18 protein-coding genes, 1 tRNA gene and 1 pseudogene are annotated in these 22,241 nt (G+C 45.7%); 11 read left to right on the top strand and 9 right to left on the bottom strand.

Translation table 11 applies throughout. The annotated features are described in order from the left end of the window. Positions 1-26: 26 nt before the first annotated feature. The 4 genes from speF to ACRDCA_RS21915 form a co-directional block, all read right to left on the bottom strand. The gene (gene speF, locus ACRDCA_RS21900) at positions 27-2,189 is read right to left on the bottom strand and encodes an ornithine decarboxylase SpeF (protein WP_438691410.1); all 2,163 of its coding nucleotides are present in this window, start codon (positions 2,187-2,189) and stop codon (positions 27-29) included. 483 nt (positions 2,190-2,672) lie between these two features. Next, entirely contained in the window at positions 2,673-4,019 is a 1,347-nt protein-coding gene (locus ACRDCA_RS21905) for an OprD family outer membrane porin (RefSeq protein ID WP_438691411.1), read from the bottom strand. 139 nt (positions 4,020-4,158) lie between these two features. Further along, positions 4,159-6,102: a bifunctional 2',3'-cyclic-nucleotide 2'-phosphodiesterase/3'-nucleotidase gene (locus ACRDCA_RS21910; RefSeq protein ID WP_438691568.1), complete on the bottom strand. Its 1,944-nt coding sequence runs from the start codon at positions 6,100-6,102 to the stop codon at positions 4,159-4,161. A 70-nt stretch (positions 6,103-6,172) separates the two neighbouring features. Then, a complete protein-coding gene (locus ACRDCA_RS21915) occupies positions 6,173-7,354 on the bottom strand; it encodes a NupC/NupG family nucleoside CNT transporter (RefSeq protein WP_438691412.1) in 1,182 nt (393 codons plus the stop codon). Between the two features lie 394 nt (positions 7,355-7,748). On the opposite strand from ACRDCA_RS21915, the gene ACRDCA_RS21920 reads away from it, so the two are divergent. Further along, a tRNA-Phe gene (locus ACRDCA_RS21920) sits at positions 7,749-7,824 on the top strand. 95 nt (positions 7,825-7,919) lie between these two features. Here ACRDCA_RS21920 and ACRDCA_RS21925 read toward each other — a convergent pair. Continuing rightward, positions 7,920-8,051: pseudogene (locus tag ACRDCA_RS21925) on the bottom strand (phosphoenolpyruvate hydrolase family protein); the annotation flags it as partial. A gap of 919 nt (positions 8,052-8,970) precedes the next feature. Between ACRDCA_RS21925 and ACRDCA_RS21930 the strand changes: the two are divergent. The 8 genes from ACRDCA_RS21930 to ACRDCA_RS21965 all read left to right on the top strand — a co-directional run bounded on the left by ACRDCA_RS21930 (position 8,971) and on the right by ACRDCA_RS21965 (position 16,582). Then, the gene (locus ACRDCA_RS21930; protein ID WP_438691413.1) at positions 8,971-10,461 is read left to right on the top strand and encodes an MFS transporter; all 1,491 of its coding nucleotides are present in this window, start codon (positions 8,971-8,973) and stop codon (positions 10,459-10,461) included. 654 nt (positions 10,462-11,115) lie between these two features. Continuing rightward, positions 11,116-11,694 carry a hypothetical protein gene (locus ACRDCA_RS21935; RefSeq protein WP_438691414.1) on the top strand — a complete coding sequence of 193 codons (579 nt, stop codon included), beginning with the start codon at positions 11,116-11,118 and terminating at the stop codon, positions 11,692-11,694. A 117-nt stretch (positions 11,695-11,811) separates the two neighbouring features. Next, positions 11,812-12,735, top strand: a complete 924-nt coding sequence (locus ACRDCA_RS21940; RefSeq protein WP_218520309.1) for a hypothetical protein — start codon at positions 11,812-11,814, stop codon at positions 12,733-12,735. A 108-nt stretch (positions 12,736-12,843) separates the two neighbouring features. Continuing rightward, complete coding sequence (locus ACRDCA_RS21945) at positions 12,844-13,353, top strand: winged helix-turn-helix domain-containing protein (RefSeq protein WP_438691415.1); 510 nt, start codon at positions 12,844-12,846, stop codon at positions 13,351-13,353. Between the two features lie 102 nt (positions 13,354-13,455). Then, positions 13,456-13,671 (top strand): ANR family transcriptional regulator, encoded by a 216-nt coding sequence (locus tag ACRDCA_RS21950; protein ID WP_438691416.1) that lies wholly within the window; start codon positions 13,456-13,458, stop codon positions 13,669-13,671. A 333-nt stretch (positions 13,672-14,004) separates the two neighbouring features. Continuing rightward, on the top strand, positions 14,005-14,964 hold the full coding sequence (locus ACRDCA_RS21955) for a winged helix-turn-helix domain-containing protein (protein WP_438691417.1): 960 nt from the start codon (positions 14,005-14,007) through the stop codon (positions 14,962-14,964). Positions 14,965-14,966: 2 nt separating this feature from the next. Next, positions 14,967-15,440 (top strand): FidL-like protein, encoded by a 474-nt coding sequence (locus tag ACRDCA_RS21960; protein WP_438691418.1) that lies wholly within the window; start codon positions 14,967-14,969, stop codon positions 15,438-15,440. A 218-nt stretch (positions 15,441-15,658) separates the two neighbouring features. Then, positions 15,659-16,582 (top strand): hypothetical protein, encoded by a 924-nt coding sequence (locus ACRDCA_RS21965; RefSeq protein WP_218520304.1) that lies wholly within the window; start codon positions 15,659-15,661, stop codon positions 16,580-16,582. Positions 16,583-16,636: 54 nt separating this feature from the next. On the opposite strand, the gene ACRDCA_RS21970 is transcribed toward ACRDCA_RS21965, so the two are convergent. The 4 genes from ACRDCA_RS21970 to ACRDCA_RS21985 all read right to left on the bottom strand — a co-directional run bounded on the left by ACRDCA_RS21970 (position 16,637) and on the right by ACRDCA_RS21985 (position 20,439). Beyond that, complete coding sequence (locus tag ACRDCA_RS21970) at positions 16,637-17,071, bottom strand: hypothetical protein (RefSeq protein WP_218520303.1); 435 nt, start codon at positions 17,069-17,071, stop codon at positions 16,637-16,639. A gap of 156 nt (positions 17,072-17,227) precedes the next feature. Further along, a complete protein-coding gene (locus ACRDCA_RS21975; protein ID WP_438691419.1) occupies positions 17,228-19,531 on the bottom strand; it encodes a fimbria/pilus outer membrane usher protein in 2,304 nt (767 codons plus the stop codon). Continuing rightward, complete coding sequence (locus ACRDCA_RS21980; protein WP_438691420.1) at positions 19,498-19,692, bottom strand: hypothetical protein; 195 nt, start codon at positions 19,690-19,692, stop codon at positions 19,498-19,500. The genes ACRDCA_RS21975 and ACRDCA_RS21980 overlap by 34 nt, the downstream gene beginning before the upstream one ends. Before the next feature lie 6 nt (positions 19,693-19,698). Continuing rightward, positions 19,699-20,439 (bottom strand): fimbria/pilus periplasmic chaperone, encoded by a 741-nt coding sequence (locus ACRDCA_RS21985; RefSeq protein ID WP_438691421.1) that lies wholly within the window; start codon positions 20,437-20,439, stop codon positions 19,699-19,701. A 495-nt stretch (positions 20,440-20,934) separates the two neighbouring features. Here ACRDCA_RS21985 and ACRDCA_RS21990 point away from each other — a divergent pair, with 495 nt between their 5' ends. Then, on the top strand, positions 20,935-21,450 hold the full coding sequence (locus ACRDCA_RS21990; protein WP_218520300.1) for a fimbrial protein: 516 nt from the start codon (positions 20,935-20,937) through the stop codon (positions 21,448-21,450). Positions 21,451-21,556: 106 nt separating this feature from the next. Beyond that, a complete protein-coding gene (locus tag ACRDCA_RS21995; protein ID WP_438691422.1) occupies positions 21,557-22,240 on the top strand; it encodes a fimbrial biogenesis chaperone in 684 nt (227 codons plus the stop codon). The last annotated feature ends 1 nt before the right edge of the window (position 22,241 follow it).

The raw sequence follows: 22,241 nt of genomic DNA on the forward strand, positions 1-22,241 counted from the left end.
AAGGGCGCCTTGCGGCGCCCTTGGCTTTACTGCTTGATCATATAACCAAAAATCCGTTTCCAGCCATGATCTTTCTTCTCGATATACACACCCTGCAATTCCGGTGAGAAACCGGGCAGACGGTTGATACCCTCTTCCAGCGCCAGGAAGTAACGTTGCACCGCCCCGCCCCACACTTCACCCGGCACCACGCACAGCACGCCCGGCGGATAAGGCAGAGCACCTTCCGCCGCTATGCGGCCAGCGGCCTGAGCAATCGGCACCAGCTCAACGTTATCGCGGATAAACTCAACGTTGGCATCCTGCGGATTCATCATTACCGGCGGGAAATGATCCTGACGGAACATCTCTTTTTGCAGCTGCTTCACGTCGAAGCTGACGTACAGATCGTGCATCTCCTGACACAGTTGACGAAGGGTGTAGCCTGCGTAGCGCTGCTGATTCTTGCGGTAGACCGTCGGTAATACCTCGCTCAGTGGTGCATCTTCCTCAACGTAACGCTCGAATTGCACCAGCATATCCACCAGATGATCCATTTTCTCCGGGTTCTCTGCTGGGGTGAGCAGGAACAGGATCGAGTTGAGATCGCACTTCTCTGGCACAATGCCGTTCTCACGCAGGAAGTTGGCCAAAATGGTCGCCGGGATGCCGAACTCGGTGTACTGACCGGTGGCTGCGTCAATCCCCGGCGTGGTCAGCAGCAGCTTGCAAGGATCGACCAGATACTGCCCCTGCGCATAACCTGCAAATCCGTGCCATTGCTCGCCCGGAACAAAGTTGAAGAAACGCGCATCGTTGGCAATCAGGTCAGTATCGTAGTCCTGCCAATCTTTACCAGCTACCTGCGGCGGAATAAAAGGCCGCAGTTGTGAACAGCGTGCCAGCAACTGTTTACGTGTGTCGATCCCCAGCTTGACGCATTCCATCCACATACGGCGGCCAGCGGCACCGGCATGCATCTTGGCGTTGACGTCCAGCGCGGCAAACAGCGGATAAAACGGGCTGGTTGAGGCATGCAGCATAAACGCATTGTTGAGATGCTTATGGTTGCAGTGGCGTTTCTGGCCTTTGATGTGATCGTCTTTCTTATGGATCTGCGAAGTCTGCGAGAACCCGGCCTGCTGCTTATGCACCGATTGCGTGACGAAAATACCCGGATCGTGCTCATCCAGCTCCAACAGCAGCGGCGAGCACTCTTTCAGCATCGGGATAAAGCCTTCATAGCCCACCCAGGCCGAATCAAACAGGATGTAATCACACAGATGGCCGATGGTATCGATCACCTGGCGGGCGTTATAAATCGTGCCGTCATAGGTGCCGAGTTGAATGATCGCCAGACGGAAAGGCCGTGGCGCAGCGGCTTTTTCCGGGGCAACATGGCGGATCTGCTCGCGCAGGTAATCCTCATCAAAGCATTGGGAATCAATGCCGCCGATAAAGCCAAACGGGTTACGCGCCGTTTCCAGATACACCGGCGTCGCCCCTGCCTGGATCAACGCGCCGTGATGATTGGACTTGTGGTTATTGCGATCGAACAACACCAGATCGCCGCGCGTCAGCAGCGCATTGGTCACCACTTTATTGGAGGCAGAAGTGCCGTTCAGCACGAAATAGGTTTTATCGGCGTTAAACACCTTCGCCGCGTGTTTCTGCGCATCCTTGGCCGATCCCTCGTGGATCAGCAAATCGCCGAGCTTCACATCGGCGTTGCACATGTCCGAACGGAAAAGCGTTTCACCGTAGAACTCGAAAAATTTGCGCCCTGCCGGATGCTTACGGAAAAACTCACCGCCCTGGTGGCCTGGGCAGGCAAAGGTTGAGTTCTCCATTTCCACGTAGGTTTTCAGCGTCTTGAAAAACGGCGGTAACAGCGCCTGTTCATAACCATCGGCAGCCGCCTCCAACTGCGCCATGTAAAACGCCTTGGTCGCCGCAGCCAGTGCAAATACGCCAGTAATCAACGGCAGGTGATCCGGAGAGAGCTGTTCATCCCCTTCGACGGCAACAAACGTCGGGATATCGAAACCGGTCGCTTTGAGCGTGGCCAGAATACCGGCATCCACATCGCTCACGGAAACCACGGCCGCCGCCACATCGGTATAGTCCGTCTGACCCACGCGCACGATTTCACGCAGCGTTTCAATACTGGCCACCAGGCTGGCGCTGACTGCTATCTTCAATTCTTTCATAAAAGCTGACTCTCAAACGGTTAAGGATGAGGGTGTGCCACCGGGCACATAATGAGATAACCCAGGTTATCCCGGCAAAGTGATGAGCCAAGGCGCAACCATGACCGGCCGATGCGGGTAGGCATCAGACAACTATCGGGGACTGGGATCGGCAGCGTCCGATAGACATCAGTAAAATCAGAGCCGCAGCTCTATTCTTACTCATGCCTAACAGCGAGCATTGGATAGCTTTACCGCATGGCGGGCAGCGGCGTTCGCATAAATGGCGTTAAGGATACACAGAGGGATCGCATCATCAGACGTCTGGAGCGCGGTTGCTCTGAGGTAGTGAAACCAACCATGCCTGTGCTCCTCGGTGATGATGTGGGAAATTCGCGCAATGATTACACGTTTTTTTCGAGGGTTCAAGCCGGTTAATAGTGACTATTACTGCATAATTATTTATACCGTGTGGGTTTCCCCACACGGCCAGGTGAGCGGCGATCAGAACAGGTTAAACTTGTAATCCACCTGCAGTTCGATCGAGTGGTTCTGAGCACGCATCGGTTTGCCATCCGAGGTCAGTTTCGGCTGGTTGTTCTGGCTCTGGTAGTTCCACGATGGACCACCGGAAAGCTGCACGGCCAGGTTTTTCAGCGCAGGCTGCGATGGCGTCCAGCGGGAGTAAACCAGGGTTTCGCCACGTTCGATACTGCGCCCACGGTACTTCATCCCCCAGCCATAGTTGGTGACCATGCCCAACTCAACTTCTGGTGTGACGGCATAGCCGAAGGTCCAGGCCAGCATCTTTTCCCTATCGCCTACATAGTCGTTACCCCAACTATCGGCCATCGAGTTAAAGGTGCCACGGCTGTGCTTGGCCAGGTGCCACTCAAAGCGCCCTAACCCGTTACCATTGTCGAGAGAGGCCTGGGTGTATGACGCCCCAACCTTGTGCTTCCAACGCTCAGCGCGCCATTCGGCATACAGCGCGTAATGGTAGGCATCATCATCGAACGTCCGGTGTTTGGTGGACATACGGGTCCAGTCTTGCAGGCCGTGGTTGTAGTAAAACTGGCTGGCTAATTTGAGGCGGTTTTCCGCCCAGGCCGCCGGTTGCCAACCCAGCTCCACCCCGTGACGCTGCATATAGTTATGGCTTTCACCCAGGAAGTAGAGCGCACTGTAGCCATTAGCGCTATAGCTCAGCTCACCGGTGGCAATGCTGCTGATCTCCTTTTTATCCGCCGTGCGGAAATGGATTTTATCCGGAGAATCCCTGTCGCTGTAGCGGGTAACATAGGCACCACGAACCCGTACTGGCCCGGTAGCCGCTTCGCCACGCAAGCCAAGATAGGTGCTTGGAATGGCGCGCGTGGAGTTGTTGAGCGCGCCCCATTTTTTAATCTGCTGCCAACCTGAATAGAGATGTAAATAGGTGTCCTCGTCACCTAAACGCCCTTTCAGGTAGAGTTGGCCAATCTTGTTGAAGCCTTTAGCTTCGCCGTTGTCGTTATACAGCACGCTGCGGCCCCAGAAATCATCGCTGGCGGCCAGTTTAATTACGCCATAATAAGATGCATCGACCCCCAACATGTCAGCAAAATAACCAGACTGGTAATCAAGGGTGATCCCTTGCCCCCAGGCGGTTTGGATTGAACGTGAACCATAATCCTCGGTGCTGAGATTTTTAAACACGTTACGGAAAGAGAGATCCGCGTGGCTATCATTAATAAAGCTGGAGAACAGATGATTATTAACCTTCAGTTCTTCAGCCGAAATTGGCAACGAGAACATCAGTGCAAACAGTGCCAACGGTTTATTTATTTTAAATTTATTTATTTTATACATAGAAAATCCCATTTTCTATTTACTAACCCAGAACTATTTTCAATTAAATTATTTCTAGATAATGATGGAAATGTTTCACCCTGCAATCAGGGTGAAACACGGCTTATAACGTTATTCTGTCATAGTGATATGGATCTCTTTATTTCTGCAAATCGATCTTGTAAACCGCAAAGCCGATGTCGTCTTTGCCTACCAACGTCATCGGGTGCTGAGCCGACTGCTTGATATATTCGCCAGCATGCTGACTTGGCGAAGTCTCAATGCGGATATCCAACGGCTTATCCGCATTAATCTGCGCAATCCGCCAGCTGTTGATGGCCTGCGGCTTATATTCGCCGTGCAATTTGGTCTGCTCGGCGATGTAGTTGGCCACGATGGTGCGCACTTCATCCGGCGAGGAGATGACGATATTTTTCTCACCCGTGCCAGCAAACTTGCCGGTAAATGCCCGGTAGTTGTTCACGGCAACCAGGAACGGCGCATCTGCGACCACTGGCTTACCTTTATAGGTCAGTGACTTGATACGCTGAGCCTGTGGATTAATCACGTTGCAATCAACGTCGTAACGCGCCGGCTGGGTCACATCGATCTGATAGCTCAGATCGTCAAACATATCGAAGTTGTATGCCCGGAAGCCGTTCCAGTTGAGCAGCGACTGTGGCTTCTCGCTCTTCACGTCGATCTGGTTGTACATGCCCGCAGAGCATTCCAACCACTCTTTCAGATCGCTACCTTTCACCTTCACTGCCGCCAGCGTGTTGGAATACTGGTAGAGATCGGCCGCGTTACGGAAGCTCAGAGGCCCTTTACGCATATCGACGAAGGCCGCCGGATCGTTCTTCCTGCCACCCGCTTTGAACGGTGCCGCAGCCGACAGCACCGGAATATCTGCCAGATCCGGATCGCCCTGAATAAAGTGTTCGACGTAGGCTTTCTGCGCCGCGCGGATGATCTGGATGGCCGAAGAGTCCTGCACTAATGACAGATAGGTATTGGTATCTTCGGCAATGGTGCCAATCGGCTTGTTGACGAACTCACGGGTGTCGTTATGCGCCTGCTCCAGCGTTTTCACCAGAGTAGCCTTGGCATCGACCAGAGATTTATCATTCTTCTTATCATAAACTGGGCGAGCTTCCGCGCGGCTGGAGACCACCTTCCAGTTATTGGTTTCCCCTTCCAGCACCAGATCGATCACCCCCAGGTTATCCGCCCAGTGGCCCGGCATCACGGCAGGTACGCCGTTGACTGTGCCCTTTTCAAGATCTACCCCAGGAATAGCAGCAAAGTCTTTGCTCGGGAAAATACCGTGTGAATGGCCAAAAGCAATGGCATCAATACCTGGCACTTGCGTGAGGTAGTAGACCGAGTTTTCTGCCAGCGCCTTATAAGGATCGGCCGAGATGCCGGAGTGAGCGATAGCAATCACGATATCCGCGCCTTCCTTACGCATCTGTGGCACCAGTTCCTTGGCGGTTTCGGTAATATCTTTGGCGATCACCTTGCCAGAGAGCTTGTCCTTGTCCCACAGCACAATCTGCGGTGGCACGAAACCGATATAGCCGATGCGTACCTTATGTTCTTTACCCTCGGTATCTTTTACCGGTGTTTCCACGATCAGGTACTGCTTGAAATAAGGCTTGTTGGTCTTGGCGTCGTAGACGTTAGCGTTGATATACGGGAATCGGGCACCGCTGATTGCCATTTTCAGGTAATCCAGCCCGTAGTTGAACTCGTGGTTACCCAGGCTGCCGACCGCATAATCCAGGGTGTTCATCGCCTGGTAGACCGGATGCACATCGCCCTTCTTCAGATTGGCGGCGGCATAGTCCGCCATCGGGCTACCCTGGATGATATCGCCGTTATCTACCAGCACGCTGTTGGTCGCTTCCGCGCGGGCCGCATCGATCAACGTGGCCGCACGTACCAAGCCATATTGGGCAGTGGCTTTATCCTTGTAATAGTCATAATCCATCATGTTGCCATGAACGTCGGTGGTTTCCATGATACGGAGATCCACCGTTGCGGCATTGGCAGCGCCCGCAACCAGCAGGGCTAATAACGATATCTTGAGCGGAGAAGTCATTTTCATCATCTATTCCTTAAAACTAGAAGGCGATTGCAGGCCACAACCTCACGATGCGGCCTTTGGCTAATTAAAAGAAGAAACCTACGACAGCGGCGTTCAGGAAGCTGACCAGCGTGGAGCCGTAAAGCAGCTTCAGGCCAAAGCGGGCGGCAACGTTACCTTGCTTGGAGTCCAACGCCTTGATAGCACCCACGATAATGCCGATAGAAGAGAAGTTGGCAAACGACACCAGGAACACCGAAACGATCGCCATGGTACGTTCAGAGAAGTGGTAGTCACCCTGTGACAGGTTAAGCATGGCAACAAATTCGTTGCTGACGATCTTGGTCGCCATCAGGCCACCTGCCTGCACCGCTTCGTGCCATGGCACACCGACCAGGAAAGCCAGAGGAGAGAAAACGTAACCCAACACGCCCTGGAAGGAGATACCAAACGCAGCGGTGAACAGTGCGTTAGCCATGGTGATCAGAGCAATAAAGCCGATCAGCATCGCGCCAACGATGATCGCCACCTTGAAACCATCAAGAATGTATTCGCTCAGCACTTCGAAGAAGCTCTGTTTTTCCCCTTCAACAACGTCAAGGATATCTTCCTCAGGTTTGACCTGATAAGGGTTGATCAGCGACGCCATGATAAAGCCGCCAAACAGGTTCAATACCAGAGCGGTGACCACATAGCGCGGGTCGAGCATCACCATGTAAGCGCCCACGATCGCCATGGAGACAGTCGACATCGCCGAAGTACACAGCGTATACAGACGATGCTCCGGCAGCAGGCCGAGCTGTTTTTTCACCGAGATAAACACTTCAGACTGGCCGAGGATTGCCGAAGCCACGGCGTTGTAGGACTCCAAACGCCCCATGCCGTTAACCTTGCTCAGCGCCAGGCCGATGTATTTGATGATAAAACCCAGGATGCGCCAGTGTTGCAGGATGCCGATCAGCGCGGAGATAAACACGATTGGCAGCAAAACGGACAGGAAGAAAGAAATCTCGCCGTGATTCACCAAACCACCAAAGACGAAGTTCACCCCTTCGTTAGCATAGGACAGCAAATTGCCGAACAGCTCGGCGATCACGCCGATCACCTTATTGCCTACGTCGGTCTTAAGCAGCAGTGCGGTCATCAAAAACTGGCAGGCCAGCATGACGAAAATCGGACGATAGCGAATGTTCTTGCGATCGTTGCTCACTAAAAGTGCTAAAACACAGATAGCAACAATGCACACTATCCCTATGATGTATTTCATATTTTCCCCAAAATTATCTGCGAACCTTTACGCTCTATTGCCGAACCTTGTCCCCTGGCGTTTGCCGGGAACTAATGATGTTATTATCGAAACATAACACGCACAATATGTTATTTAAGTTACACAGATCACATTTGGAAATAACAATAGCCTTAAAATACAAATAAGTAACATGTTGTACTTATCACTAACATTAATCGACTATGGAATAGGCGGAACCGAACATTGTTGGGGTGAATATTTATGTCCCCTGGCGTTCGGCGTTTTGGCAGAAAGGGAGAATACGAGTATTGAAAGGCACCCATGCGCTTGCTTGAAATTAGAGCAATCGCTCGGCTTTGTGACAGAAACCCATTGACGACACAGGACCAAATACGGTTTAATGCGCCCCGTTGCCCGGATAGCTCAGTCGGTAGAGCAGGGGATTGAAAATCCCCGTGTCCTTGGTTCGATTCCGAGTCCGGGCACCATCATTTAGAAGAACCCGCCTATGGCGGGTTTTTTGCTTTCTAGGCAATGCTCCTTTTCCCAACGTACTGCGAACCGCGATTTCACCTTGTTGAGTCTAATTTCTCATGATTTGCTTAAAGGCATTAACGGTATTTTTGATGGCTACTTCTGTTGGTAAGCGTACCATCGAACTGGCCCCGTAAAAGCCATGGCAGTCTGGGCAATACGAGAGAATATAGACTACATCCAGTAGCCAGGCAGCATAGGTATCCTCCTACCGTCTCCATCGCTTCATCCATGCTACATTTAAAAATATGATCCCGAGCATCTAAGCTAATCCTTCGCCCAGAGCAATCAGTTCAGTAATCAATGCCATCGTTCATAGTGACTGTGCATAAAGCCGTAGCTACATTACGTGGGTAAAGTCATAAGCCAGATATGGATTAATATAGGCGTTCAACTGTTCTAATCCTCACGACCTCAATTTCGATAACATTTCAAATGTAGAGTCGTCGTCTTGAAAGAGGCTTCAGATGCCTCTTTTTAACATCATTTCGCTATTACTTTCCGTTGAGAAGATGTTCGACAAAACAGGAAAAAAAACTTAATGAACATCCCAGAGTTGCTGAATAAGGTTGAAAATATGAAGTTCTGAATACCCCTGATAAGTATCGTGAAAGGCATAAGCCATAGTGTCATTGATCTCAACATCCCATTGCCTATAGCTCTCATAGGGGTAATAGCAATAAAAAACCTCCTTTATTTTCTGCTTAATTTCTGTTTCGAACAACCCACAACCCGAATGACTCAGACAATGGACTATAACATCAGAGCGCCTCATGTTATTCGCATCCCTAAGGGAAATATAAATCAAATGAACTACAATATACTATCGCAACTCAATTAATAGAAGTTAACACGCAAATAATAAAATTAAAATTAAACTTAAGTAAAATAAATAAAAATAAATCAATAATTTTTTTAACGCAGGTACTTACCTCGATAAATGTATGTTAGCATCATTAGGTGTTCTCATGTATCTACAATAACAATACCAGCCAAACATCTTCTATATGTCTAAGGTCAACAAACCCCATGTAATAAACTTTCTTTTCTAATTTGTTCAAAAAATAAATTAACCAATAAAATCAACAAGGTATTTAATAATGACAAATAAGTGGTTAGTACTTTCACTGATCATCGCAATGTATCTTCCTGTGTCAATCGATGCCACAGTTTTACATGTTGCTGCTCCGACACTGTCTATCGAGTTAAATGCCAGCAACAATGAACTACTTTGGATCATCGATATCTACTCGTTAGTCATGGCATGCTTTCTACTGCCAATGGGTGTGCTCGGAGATAGAATTGGCTTCAAGCGGCTTGCTTTGATGGGGAGTGCAATTTTTTGTGTGGCTTCTCTTTTTGCTGCGATTTCTATCAATGTCATGTCATTAATATTGTCGCGAGCTTTTTTGGCTCTAGGGGCCGCGATGATCCTTCCAGCGACCCTCTCAGCACTACGGCATACCTTTGCCGATGAAAAACAACGTGCCATTGCACTTGGCGTATGGGCTGCAGTGGGTACAGGTGGGGCTGCCATGGGTCCTCTGGTTGGTGGGGCTTTAATGGAGTATTATCATTGGGGCATGGTATTTGCTATCAACGTGCCGTTGTGCCTACTAGTTATCATAGCGACATTGACGCTACCTTACCAAGTTCAAATTGATAGATCAAAAAAGCTACCCATAGTAGATTCCATATTCTTAATAGTAGCTATACTTCTCTCCATTTTTTCAATTAAGACAGGATTCAGTGAGGGTTTTAATTACGTTAAAACTGCCATGCTATTTTCAGGTATTTTCATGATCGTGATATTTTTTAAATATCAGGCAAAAACAAACTCCCCCATGATCGACGTGTTACTTTTTAAAAACAAGGTAATCATTGCCGGTATAATTATGGCTCTCACAGCCATGATCTCACTGGTTGGGTTTGAATTGCTGATTTCTCAAGAATTACAGCTTGTTTTTGGCAAAACTCCACTTCAAGCAGGCCTTTTCCTGTTACCGTTGATGATCGCCAGCAGCGTTTGTGGTCCTATCGCTGGTTGGCTTGTCTCCTTCATTGGTTTACGTCAAGTCGCGACAGGGGGATTATTGCTTAGTGCAGTCAGCTTTATTGGAATGGCGATGACTGATTTCAATTCCCAAGTCTATATAGCTTGGGCATTCATGATACTTTTAGGTTTTAGTGTTGAAGCCTCGCTGCTATCCTCAACCGCCGCTATTATGAACGCAGTCCCAAAAGAAAAAGCCGGTGCGGCTGGTGCCATCGAAGGGATGGCCTACGAGTTAGGCGCCGGAATCGGCATCGTGGCCTTTGGTCTGATGATGTCATACTCGTATATGAACGCCCTGTCTTCTACAATCGAACCTTCTTCAATTGATTTTGAGAAAACCAAAGGATCACTAAGTCAAGCTATGCAGTACATTAATAGCCTAACTCCTATACATGGGGAGCAACTTTTTTCGAAGGCCAAAACAGCCTTTTTAGCGTCACACACGCTTGTTTTATCTCTCGCTGCATTGATTTTATTCCTGCTGGCGGGTCTCATCTATAGACTGCTATCAATAAAATCAGCGGATATTAAATAAAAACAGAAACCATACGAAAATTTGATACCAACCGCATCAATCGCAATCTGACAGATTTCATTTTTCACAAATTCACTTTGTCGGGTAAGGTGGTTGTAGAACACTTCAATGTAATCGACAAAACCCAGGCCATGTCCCGGTTTTTGTCGATTCTCTTTCTTATCCGCTCTTTTTTAGCGAACTGAAGAACGATTCTGCCACCGAATATCCCAGCATTTCCTCAAAGGCTGACACTCGGTGTCGCCCACCAGAACCGTTGCCAATCATTGCTACAGTACTGCTCTCCCTATCGCTACGCTTCCACTTGGTTTGCTCTATCAGCAACACTCGGCAACAAACATGCTAGCCACTATCGTGAATTAATCCCGTTATAATTCCTAGCAGATTGATTGACACTCAATCATTCATGCCAAACCGCCCCCCCGCCACCGCGCAAAACAGAATAAAAAACTAATTAATCGCTAATTTAATAATTATTTTGCTGATTATAGGCCAAAATGTAAAATATAAGTGCAATTTAATCCAAGCCCTATCGTATGCCAAAGGTACAAAACACTCTGATTGACAGTTGCCAGTAGAGCATCAATGTCAATTTGGTGCGGTAGCTATTGCGCCATACTTTACTACATAAATAAATCATATAAGGTTAATAATATGAAAGTATTAATTGTCAGTGATTCACATTATGTGCGTGATGGAATATCCTCTCTACTTAATAGAAGACATAGCGTTAAAGTCCTAACACACGCGTCCTATAATGAATTATATCTTTATAACTTTCCGAGAAGCAGACCTCACATTATTTACTTTCACCTAAACTCTATTCATCAACTTAACTCTTTATTAAGAAATGACGCACAACGAATTAGCGTATTTTTTTCATCCAATTTTGAGGGGTTAATAAACACCCTATTATGGCCTGACAATCATAGTTTCATTCGATTAGACTCAAAGGTAGATAAACTGGAGAATTTTATTTTACAACAAGAGAGAAATATGGATTATTTGCAAAAAACCGAATCAACAATACCTGCAAAACATTATGTTTCAGCATCTGAGCTTGAGGTTATAACGTTAACTTCAATATCATGGTCTTGCCAGAGAATTGCCATGGCTAAAAATAAAAGCTATAAAACCGTTCATAAACAAAAATTATCAGCCATGAGAAAACTGGGGTTCAGCAATAAAATTAATTTTTCAAAATACTTAACAAAAATAAATTACCACTCATAAATATGCCAAGTGACCATATATTTAAACTACGACCATTACAAACTGATAATAAATATCACTTTTTATTGTTAAAGCTTATTTAACAACCTGCCGCCTTTATATAAAACGAGAATAATTATGGATATAAAAAGCAACACAAGAAAATTATCAATTATAGGTATTAATTTATCGATAACTCTACTAATCATCATCATTATCTGCGGACTACCTTTTGCTATAAAATCAATCTATAACGAAGTAGTGAGTAATGCTTCAGACTCTGATAGATTTACATTGATTGAACCAAATAAATTCGATGACTTCACTCAACTGGAAATATTGACAAAAGAACTAGATCCGATAAACCAGACGATTAAAATTACAGTATCAGGATATCATAACTGCCAAACACGATGTAACAAAAAGTCGCTGAGATTACATATCTCAAGCTATTACCTGAAAAATGCCAATGAAAAACGCGTCCCGGAAAGTTTTGTTATAGACATCCCCAAAGGAGGTACTGAATTTGAAAAAGAGATCGTCTTACCGGTAAGTGGCGATATTCATGAATACCCTTATGATAGTTACTCCGTACAAACTGCAATAGCACTTGAAAGTATTGTGAATGGCATATCAACCTTTAGTAATAAAGAGAGCAATGCAATTGCCATTATACTCGACGAGCAAACATCGCGCCTACAAGATATCAAACATACTCAGGTATCTGATTTGAAGACAGTGATAACTGAGCACCCTCCCATAGTCGCATTTAGCAGCGATTATGAACGCCCATTTTATGTTAAGTATATAGTCACTCTTCTCGTTATCCTGTTATTGATTACCACGGCTGCAACCATTTTCTTATCTGATTTTTCCAAACTGATTACTGGTTCTGCTGGGATTATTATTGGTGTTTGGGGGACTCGATCTTTGCTGCTTGGCAGCCTCCCTGCAGATGTGACTATCATTGATATTATATTGACACTGATCGTCATTGGAACGCTTATCTGCGTAGCGATTAAATCTGCGTTACATACAAGGAAAAACATTAAGAGGGACTGATGGGGAAATATAATTTCGGCATAAGTTATCTTCCTCCATAAAATAAATGCATATTATCGCATTCTCAGGATGAGGGGCATAATGAAATTCCCAATAGTGAAATTGAACATGAAAGTCATTATAAATAACAACGTCTTATTTGAGCCGAAGTATAACATCATCTATCGTACTGATGACCATACTTTACATTATCTTTTGCCAAGTTCAGCAACCCGGTTGCTAAGCGAATTCATAAACAAAAATGGCATATTGTTATCCAGAAGACATTTATTGGATCACGTATGGAGAAGGAAAGGGTACACAGCGTCAGAAGCAAATTTAAACAACGCCATCAGCACGCTTAGAAAGGGATTTTCTGAATTAAAAACTGACAGAACAATAATAATTACCATTCCCAAGAAAGGGTTCCAATTCAAAGCAAATATAACAATTCAGCAAGACAACGATAAGCCACCCTTGGTGAGTAACGCTCATGCGCTTTCACGAGTAAAGAAAAAAATCATCAGTAAGAACAAAGATGGGTTTAACAATAGAAAAGAGCACACATTTATTTTACTCGTTATTGCAGCAATATTATCCGCCTTAATCATTACCGCAATCATTGAGAGCAAAATCTGACTTATAATAGATATAGCATTAGTGACTACTTTCATTGAAAAAATAACACCTTGAATTCAACTTGTTTAAAAAACATTAAAACTCTCTTGGAGAAATAAGAAAATGGCACTCACTTCATACTATTTTCACACTGCTACGATGGCAGCTCACGCTGAAAGAATGTGCTTTTGGCTTGATGCAATACAACTTTGGGAACAATCATCACTCAAAGCAATCAACCCAGAGAACTACTATTGGGCAAAAAGACGGGCTGAACATTGTCGGGCAAAAATGAATGCGAGTCATCTCCATACGGTCGAACAAAAAGCAGCCAGTTAGAAAAACATAGCCATTTAGCTTCCCCAAGATAGCAGAAAACCAGTTTAAGCAATACTTGCTATCAATTTCTATACGAAGAACTTGATCTTATCTGCACGCTGCAGAAACATGGTTTGGGAGACTCTGCTTTCAAGCTGTTCTTAGCGCTTCGATAAAATAGCCTCTCCGGAGATTCAGTAATTACTCCCCACCAAATGTCAGCAAGACAGGTTGTTACACGATTTCCCGGTATTTCCGCCAGGTAAAAATTCACTACTTGATTTAAAAAACAGTCTATAATTATAAGGTTATAACGGGTTGAACTATGTTTAAGTCCACACAAAGTGAAAGACAATGAAATATATAATAAATAACTCTGTAGTATTTGATGTTAATAGTAGGACCCTGTCGATTCAAGGCGACTCTGAGAGGTCTATTGATTTGCCTGCTCCCTCAGGGCGATTACTCAGCGAATTTATCCGGGTTAAAGGACAACTTGTCACGCGAGATCACTTACTAAAGCATGTTTGGGAGGATTATGGTTTTGTGGTTTCATCTGCAAATTTAAATAACCATATCAGTGTGTTAAGACGCTCATTTATCTCTTTAGATCAAACGGGTGCTATCATTAACACCATCCCCAAATTGGGGTTTCAGTTCGACGCAGAGGTCCAAGCCATTTTATCAGAGAAATCTCTTGAAGACCAAAAAATAGACAACGATACCGACACCCGCATGCAAACAGTATTGGTAAACCCTACCACGCTCCCTACTGAACATAGCGATAAAATTGAACCCGTTGCTTTACCAGACGCAATGTCCGATACAGTTCTAGCCACTGAACATAAAGAAGATATTAAGCCAGATATTTCATCTGGCATTTCCTCCGGATCCAATAGCATCAATAAAAATCAGAGCACGCTATTGCTAAACAAAACAATTCCAAAAAGCATTGTTTTTCTATCATTAACTTTACTTATTGTTTCCTTATGCATAGTGGGTATTACCTATACCAATATGAATAACATTGCCATGGGGAGATTTAGTCCTGAATTACTTTACACTGAAGGCAAATGCAATGTTTACTCGCTAGATTCACATATTAATTCGAGTAATAAAGCCTTTATCAATGAAGCCAGGGATTTGTTAAAGCCCCAGGTTACAGACTGCTCTGGAGAGGCATTTGATCTATTTTTTCAAAACGACGAAGGAAATGATGTTCGTGGCCAAGTCTACCTTGTTTCGAAATGCAAGAGAGAAAGCAACTCATCATATAGCCACTGCGCAAACTTCAGATTTCTTGAGGGGGTATAAAAATGAAGGTGAAATACTTTCTAACATCCATAGTTATTATACTTCTTCTAGGATACGCTTGTATCATCACATTTTTCAACAAGAAAAGTATTTTGTGTGACTCAGAACAAATTATCACTATCAGTAACAGCAAAGAAGAGGCAAAATTGGATGCCCTTTACTCGCTGATTTTCAACCACGATAATACCGGGCTACTCCGAGCCGTTGGAGCAGTCAGTATAAATGGTGAGTATTATGGTTTGAATAGAGTTCTCCATTTTAACTACGTCAAAGAACGTTCTGGGAAAATGTACAAGTTCACAATTACTGAAGAGAAGATCAACCGCGCGGATACACTATCCACCGAGCTTTTTCACACCTACTTTTTACCAGAAAAGCCCGGGGATTCGTTTTTTGCTGGAATTAAAAATTTGAATGAAAATGCTATTTTTGTACGTGGCCTGACTTATCCTTACTTTATCTGTAAGACCCACTAACGCCTTCCCCAGCCATACAGTTTACAACGATATAATGAGGCATTAACGCCTCATTACATCATCGCATACCAGTCATTTTTCTGATTAATGGCAACAAGCAATTATATTGCCATTTATTGTAACAGGACAACACGACTAGCTTAGTCTCAATGCACGATTTGAAAACCCGCAAATACTTCCTAACTACCACACTTACCAACATTTAGATGAGTATCACCATGGAAATAAAAACACTCAAGCATACCTTTCTGCTTTACGGCATCAATTTATTTATTGCATCTCTTATCGTTATTATCATTGCAGGGCTGCCCTTTGCAATAAGCTCGATTTACAGCGAAGTGGTGAGCAATTCATCCGATGCTGATAAATTCATCTTAATAGAGTCAGATCGGACGGACGACTTTACTCACGTAGAAATCCTTTCTAAAGAACTAGACCCCATTAATCAAACCATTAATTTAAAGGTTTTTGGTTATCGAAACTGCGATGCAAAATGTGATATTAAACAACTCAAGTTGCATATCTCCAATTTCTACTATAAAGACTCAAATGAAAACCGTATACCTGAAAGTTTTATTATTAACATTCCGGCAGATGGCTCTGAATTTGAAGAAAACATTATCTTGCCAATCAATGGAGTAGTCTATGAATATCCTTATGACCGTTACTCTATGCTGACCGCCATAGCGCTTGAAAGTGTCGTTAAGGGGGTATCCACTTATGCCAAGACAGATGATAACAGGATCAGAATATTGCTCGATGAACAGACATCTAGGTTACAGGATACTGAACACCGCATCATACCGGATTTGAGAAAAATCATGACTGAACATCCACCTGTGATAGCCTTTGCCAGCAATTACGAACGTCCATTTTATGTAAAGTATATTGTCACTCTATTGGTCATTCTGCTAATTATCACGACTACAGCAACTATTTTCTTGTCTGATTTTTCAAAACTGATTACTGGCTCGGCGGGGATTATTATTGGTGTTTGGGGGACCCGTTCTTTACTGTTGGGTAATCTTCCCCCCGATGTGACTCTCATTGATATTGTGCTCACCATGATTGTTATAGGTACATTGATTTGCGTAGCAATTAAATCCGCACTCTATGCCAGAAAACATATTAAGCGGGATTGATTTTCTTGAGTCAACTTCTGCAAGGGCAATCGCCCTTGCAGAGAGTGTGTGGCTTTAGTTAGTAACGACGTCTAACGTCCAAGTATCCTGCCAAACACCTCCTTTTGGCGTGGTTTCACCCGCTGTCGCTACCGCTAAATACTCCACTTGTGTTTGCAGCAATTCATCCGTATTCGCAAGTACTTTCCCAGTACTATCTAAAATGTCATATTGCCAAACATCAGAATCCTCTCCCCCTCTCAGTAGCAGTTTCTGATTGTTAGTACTCACTAAACTGTAGGTCTGCCCTTTAATCGAATTCTTGCAGGAAACATAGCCCAATCTGACTGAACCACTGACGGTACCGCTTGTCGGGGTATCGGCAAAGCTACATTTTAGCGCTGGCGGGGTATCGTAATGCGTATGGTTCAGATGCAGCGTAGATTGCGCAGCCAACACCTGCGATGAAGCCAAAGTCACGAACGCCAGAGTTAAAAAACGTAATTTCATGTAATCATTCCTAATCGATAAATTAATCAATAAAAGCACTGATAAAATACAAGTGCTATACAAAACCCTCCATTCAGGAAGGAACGGTATACTGTCCTGCTTGCTTGCAGCCACAGTGGAATCAGCTCACTCAAAGCTGACTACGCTGAGGCCGTACTATCGGCACTCACCAGACCAACGGAAAATCCCGCTGACGGGGCGCTCAACCGGCAAGGTGTAATCAACCCGGCAACGCTGATCCTGGCTGTTTCCCCACTGCACCTGCAAAGTTCCACTGTCTGGCATACCTGATAGATAGACCTCCCCCGCCTCTCCGACCAATGCGCCTTGTGCGTTGGCGGACTCTAGTAAGCTGGCGCTGGCACCGAATGGCACTGGCTGACCATTGAGGCGCTGCAACGTCATTAACACCCGGCGCCCTTTGGTAGCGACAAATTTTGCTTTCACTACCGCGCCCCGAGTAGGGATAACCTCCTGTGCAAGCGCTGGTAAGGTATAATCGCTGTCTGATGAACCAGGAGATATTTGCAATGCTTTCACGCTATAAGCGCTGAGGTGAGGGACTAACGCATAACCATTAGCGTCGGTAGACACCAACGGGTTATCCTGCAGGATGGCGCCTGGTGCGCCGGACGCATCGATCAGTGCCAAGGTTTCGCCTAGATAGGGCGATAAGGTGAAACCGCCTGCATGAAGAACCATGCCGCCTTGCACGGCATAATCCAATCGTTCACTATGGCCGCTATAACCATACCCTGCCGAAGTGGCAACATAGCTACCGCGATAATCGCCCCGAATGCTGCTTTCCCGAGCCTGATCACCACCGCCATATTGCTGCTGCGCTATCCAGGACAATGCCTGCCCCTCAAAAGCGGAACCGCTGATATTCAACGTTTGAGTGACGTTATCCCGCCCTTGAGCCCATACGCCGTAGCCAACATAGTTATTTTGCCTATCGCCGCCAAAAGGCAGACTAACCGCAAGGTTAATCAAGCGTTCATGGCTTAACGAGGCATGATGTGCTCGCTGACTTTCACTGATCCCCAAGCTAACCAAAGCACCGAGAAACTGTTGCCGATAAGAGCCGCTGAAAGTAGTTCGCTCGCCTGAAGTATGAAAATGTTCACGCAGCCAACGTAGGGATAGATATCCGTTGGTAAACGGCAAAGGCTGGGATAGGCTAAATTCGAAACTTTTCTGCCGCAGCTGGGAGGAACGGTTACCGATCGCGCTTTCCAAAGTGCGATAATCAACGCTAGCATGCTGATAAGCTGCCGCAATATTAGAACCTGTAGTGCTCATTACCTTGCTATAACGCAAGCGGTTCACATTGCCATGACGGCCTGCAGCCTGTGTTTGTGTCCTATCCCCAGAAAGTGCGCCTAACTGCCCCAGCATAGCGCCCACACCCAGTGAAAGCGCCTGATAAACACCGGCAATCTGCACGCCACCATACAGCGTGACACCACCAGATAAGCCTGCAGCCTGAGTTAACTGGAAAAAGTTAGGGCTTTGCTGCCGAGCGTCTGTGGAACGGTAGCGCCCCGCCGTTAATCCGTAATTGGCAACACCTTCACGTAATAACACTGGCAACGTGGCAAACGGAAATGTCAGCAATTGCACTTGTCCGTCGCTCTCTTCTACGCGCACAACGACATCGACACCATTATTAATCGGCGTAATATCATTAAGCTCAAAGGGCCCTGGAGTCACACTACCGCTATATAACAGTGACTCCCCCTGTGTCACGGTCACTCTTGCTGGAGTACGGGCAATTCCCCAGAGCAACGGTGAGAAGCTACGTTTGCTGGTAGGGAGCATCGCCAGATCGCTACTGAGTTGCACGCCGCTAAAAGGCATGCTGGCAAAAATATCCCCCAGCGTATTGCTGTCTCCTAGCGTTAAACGACTTTGCCAACGGCCAATATGCCTCTCCAGGTAATTAAAGTTCGAATGATAAGTCGTTGGCTGTTCAATGCTGCGCTGGAATTGGCTGTAATTGCGATAACGCCAGGCCCCTAGGTTGATACCCGGTAACAGAATGACCTGCTGCGCGTCATAATCAGGGGCTTCTGGTTGCCGGGAAAACTGATGTGTGGAGCTCAACCGGTAATCCAGCAAGGCGGCATTAACCCCGGTATCCCAGCGAACAGGATCGACCTCACCTGCTGAAACTTGCCGCAGCAACGTTGCAGGCAACAGCAACAGTAATTGCCGTTGATGAAAGAGGAAGGTCATGCTGGCGTAAGGTATGCGCGACAACATCACGCAGCCTTGATTATCTAATGCACTGCTCGGGATCGCGCCTTCACGTACACCAAACACATAGAGCTGCTCAGAGGATAAACAGGGCTGCAACCCAGACAAGCCACTTTCGGCCTCAGGTAAAAAGAAGGTGAGCGGTTGCTGTGCGACAAACTGGCTATTTAGCGTGACTTCAACGTGATAAACCCCAGGCAATTGCCCCCCTCGTAGGCAAAAGCAGATAAATCGGTTACCTCAGGCAGACTGGTGCCTAAAACTTCTGGATCAAAGCCAAATTCAACCGCCGAAGTCGTTAGCGAGATCGCAAGCAACATCGCGCCTCCCAGAGATAAGGTGAAATAACCCGATTTTTTCATTTACTGCTAGAGCGTTAATTGGCTACTGTGCGAAGCGCCCGCTCCACCAAACTCATCAATCACGCGCCAAATCACCCTATTCCCCGGCGAATGGGTTTGAACGGTATAGTGGGTTGAGGAAAAGGGGGCTACATAACCAGCATTTTCAATTGGTACACCATCAAGCGTGATGCTGCTGAAATGTTGATAAAGCGGGGTGGTATTCTTGACCGTCAATTGATTACCCTGGCGTCCCCAAACCAGTTGATTTGCAACAACCTCTACCCTGGACTCCGCTAGGCTGGCAGGACGGTAAAGAATTTTGATGCAGGTATTAATGGCCACCATCAGCGCCGATGAAGCATTTTGCGGCACACCAGTTCGCTTTTCTTGTGAAGGGATCCCTTTAACACAAAGAAAATGCAGGCTTTCTCTGTCGCTCGCGAATACGGTGTCGCCCTTGATGATCTGAACCTGCCCTTTCTGCCCGCCTTCAATACGAAACAAAGGAGGGGTAACAATAAAGGCACTGGATTTCTGCATTGTTTCATTACGCACCACGGACTGAATCAAATAAGGTTTATTATCTGGGTTCTCCAACGGTAATGTCACCACAGCATTTTTAGTCGTCTCATTAAAAATCACCCGTGACATGCCTAATTGGATACCTGATGTTTCTACCTGCCCATAGGTAGCAAACGGAACACCGAGCAAAGTAGCCAGCAGTGCACCTAAGTGATGTTTATTAAAATATGCCACGGTCAACATGTTACAACCTCTTATTACATCGGTATTCTTGTTGTTTTGAAAGTTGTTGAAGCTCTGAAGCTGAATTCAATGTAATCAAGATAAAAAACAAAAACAACATAACACTAGCAAAAGACAAAACATAGACGTTAATTTCAATCACCATAAAGAAATTAACCTTTAACTACAAAACAATCAATAACCAGGAATATAAACACAAGTTAATTTCAGGAAATTCACCTGGCGCAAAGAAGCATTACCGACAGATTAAAAACTCATTCATCATCATGATGCGCATCAAAAAACATAATTACTAACCCCCTTATCAAAATAACCACCAGACATAACTGATTATCTTTTAATTAAGATAAAAAACAAAGGGTTATCTTTATCACGCCAAATTTTACATACTTTCAATCATGCACTAACATCTCAAGGCTTCGATTTCCTCCTAAGTAAATCAAGCCAAGGACTCTACCTTTTCACACTACCTCAATTAAACAGGAAATAAGACATATGAGATTCCATCTCCCCCTCGCTGCATTAGCTTTTATCGCTTCTACGGCCAGCTATGCTGATAATGGGACAATTACCTTTAGCGGCAGCGTTATCGCAGCGGCTTGTGATATTCCCACACCGAACCTTGATATCCCAATGGGCACCGTGACACAAAGTGCCCTGCCAAACATTGGCGCCGTAGCGGCCACAAAGTCGTTCCAGATTGAGTTAACTGGTTGCCCTGACCTGTCAGCATCAGGCCTCACAACACTTAGCGTCGCTTTTAGTGGTGAACGAGATAATGACAACCACAATCTTTTAAGCCTGGATGAGAGTTCAACAGCGGAGGGAATTGCGATTGGGCTGTATGAAAACGATAATACGGCGATTAATATAAACAATGCGTCCAAACCACTGACTTTACAGCAAGGGGATATTCCATTGCAATTTATAGCCAAAATCGTCGCCACAAAAAACTCAATTACTGCAGGGAATTTTACTGCCACCACTGATTTCTCCATTACTTATAATTAACCACGACATCCTGTAATACTTTCATACCTTGTGGTTAAATTTTAATTTAGCCACATTTTTCAAGATATGTGTATCTCTCGTTACGTGGATAAAAAGGCGAACCAACTTGACTACTTGGCTAAAAAACACATGGGCATTTATCTTACTGGCAAATAGCTGCAATGCTTACGCTGGTGTGGTAGTGGGGGGCACCAGGGTTATTTACCCAGCTAACAACAAGGAAGTCTCGATCTCGGTGACCAATACGGAGCAAAAGATCCCTTTTGTTATCCAGGCCTGGATTGAGAATGAACGGCATACTGAGACAAGTAAGGTCCCCTTTATTATTACTCCACCTTTATTCCGCCTTGATCCGGAACAGGAAAATACCTTGCGTATCGTTTATGTGGATGGCGCGTTACCCAACGATAGGGAAACGGTTTATTGGCTAAATGCCAAGGCGATCCCAGCCTCTAAAAAAACGACCGAAAACCGCCTGCATATCTCGATCAACACGCGTATTAAACTCTTTTATCGCCCCACTACGCTGATAGCCGACGCGGCCTCAGCATACAAAAAAATCACCTTTAAAACGCAGCAGGGTAAACTCATTGCCCACAATAGCACCCCCTACTATGTCTCTTTTGCCACATTAGCCGTCGGCGGAATAAATATCGAAAAACCAGGCATGATCGCCCCCATGAGCTCACACGCCTGGGATCTACCGACAGGCAAGAAAAATAACGACGTGATCTGGAGCGCTATCAATGACTTTGGTGGCGTCTACCCGCAGGAAAAGGTTCAACTGTAAT

It is taken from the genome of Serratia sp. (in: enterobacteria) (genome assembly GCF_051654945.1).
Taxonomy (GTDB): domain Bacteria; phylum Pseudomonadota; class Gammaproteobacteria; order Enterobacterales; family Enterobacteriaceae; genus Chania.

Excerpts from the sequence above, each read along its gene's own strand:
- speF (WP_438691410.1), bottom strand. The coding sequence starts at position 2,189 with ATGAAAGAATTGAAGATAGCAGTCAGCGCCAGCCTGGTGGCCAGTATT.
- ACRDCA_RS21905 (WP_438691411.1), bottom strand. The coding sequence starts at position 4,019 with ATGTATAAAATAAATAAATTTAAAATAAATAAACCGTTGGCACTGTTT.
- ACRDCA_RS21910 (WP_438691568.1), bottom strand. The coding sequence starts at position 6,102 with ATGACTTCTCCGCTCAAGATATCGTTATTAGCCCTGCTGGTTGCGGGC.
- ACRDCA_RS21915 (WP_438691412.1), bottom strand. The coding sequence starts at position 7,354 with ATGAAATACATCATAGGGATAGTGTGCATTGTTGCTATCTGTGTTTTA.
- ACRDCA_RS21930 (WP_438691413.1), top strand. The coding sequence starts at position 8,971 with ATGACAAATAAGTGGTTAGTACTTTCACTGATCATCGCAATGTATCTT.
- ACRDCA_RS21935 (WP_438691414.1), top strand. The coding sequence starts at position 11,116 with ATGAAAGTATTAATTGTCAGTGATTCACATTATGTGCGTGATGGAATA.
- ACRDCA_RS21940 (WP_218520309.1), top strand. The coding sequence starts at position 11,812 with ATGGATATAAAAAGCAACACAAGAAAATTATCAATTATAGGTATTAAT.
- ACRDCA_RS21945 (WP_438691415.1), top strand. The coding sequence starts at position 12,844 with ATGAAAGTCATTATAAATAACAACGTCTTATTTGAGCCGAAGTATAAC.
- ACRDCA_RS21950 (WP_438691416.1), top strand. The coding sequence starts at position 13,456 with ATGGCACTCACTTCATACTATTTTCACACTGCTACGATGGCAGCTCAC.
- ACRDCA_RS21955 (WP_438691417.1), top strand. The coding sequence starts at position 14,005 with ATGAAATATATAATAAATAACTCTGTAGTATTTGATGTTAATAGTAGG.
- ACRDCA_RS21960 (WP_438691418.1), top strand. The coding sequence starts at position 14,967 with ATGAAGGTGAAATACTTTCTAACATCCATAGTTATTATACTTCTTCTA.
- ACRDCA_RS21965 (WP_218520304.1), top strand. The coding sequence starts at position 15,659 with ATGGAAATAAAAACACTCAAGCATACCTTTCTGCTTTACGGCATCAAT.
- ACRDCA_RS21970 (WP_218520303.1), bottom strand. The coding sequence starts at position 17,071 with ATGAAATTACGTTTTTTAACTCTGGCGTTCGTGACTTTGGCTTCATCG.
- ACRDCA_RS21980 (WP_438691420.1), bottom strand. The coding sequence starts at position 19,692 with ATGAAAAAATCGGGTTATTTCACCTTATCTCTGGGAGGCGCGATGTTG.
- ACRDCA_RS21985 (WP_438691421.1), bottom strand. The coding sequence starts at position 20,439 with ATGTTGACCGTGGCATATTTTAATAAACATCACTTAGGTGCACTGCTG.
- ACRDCA_RS21990 (WP_218520300.1), top strand. The coding sequence starts at position 20,935 with ATGAGATTCCATCTCCCCCTCGCTGCATTAGCTTTTATCGCTTCTACG.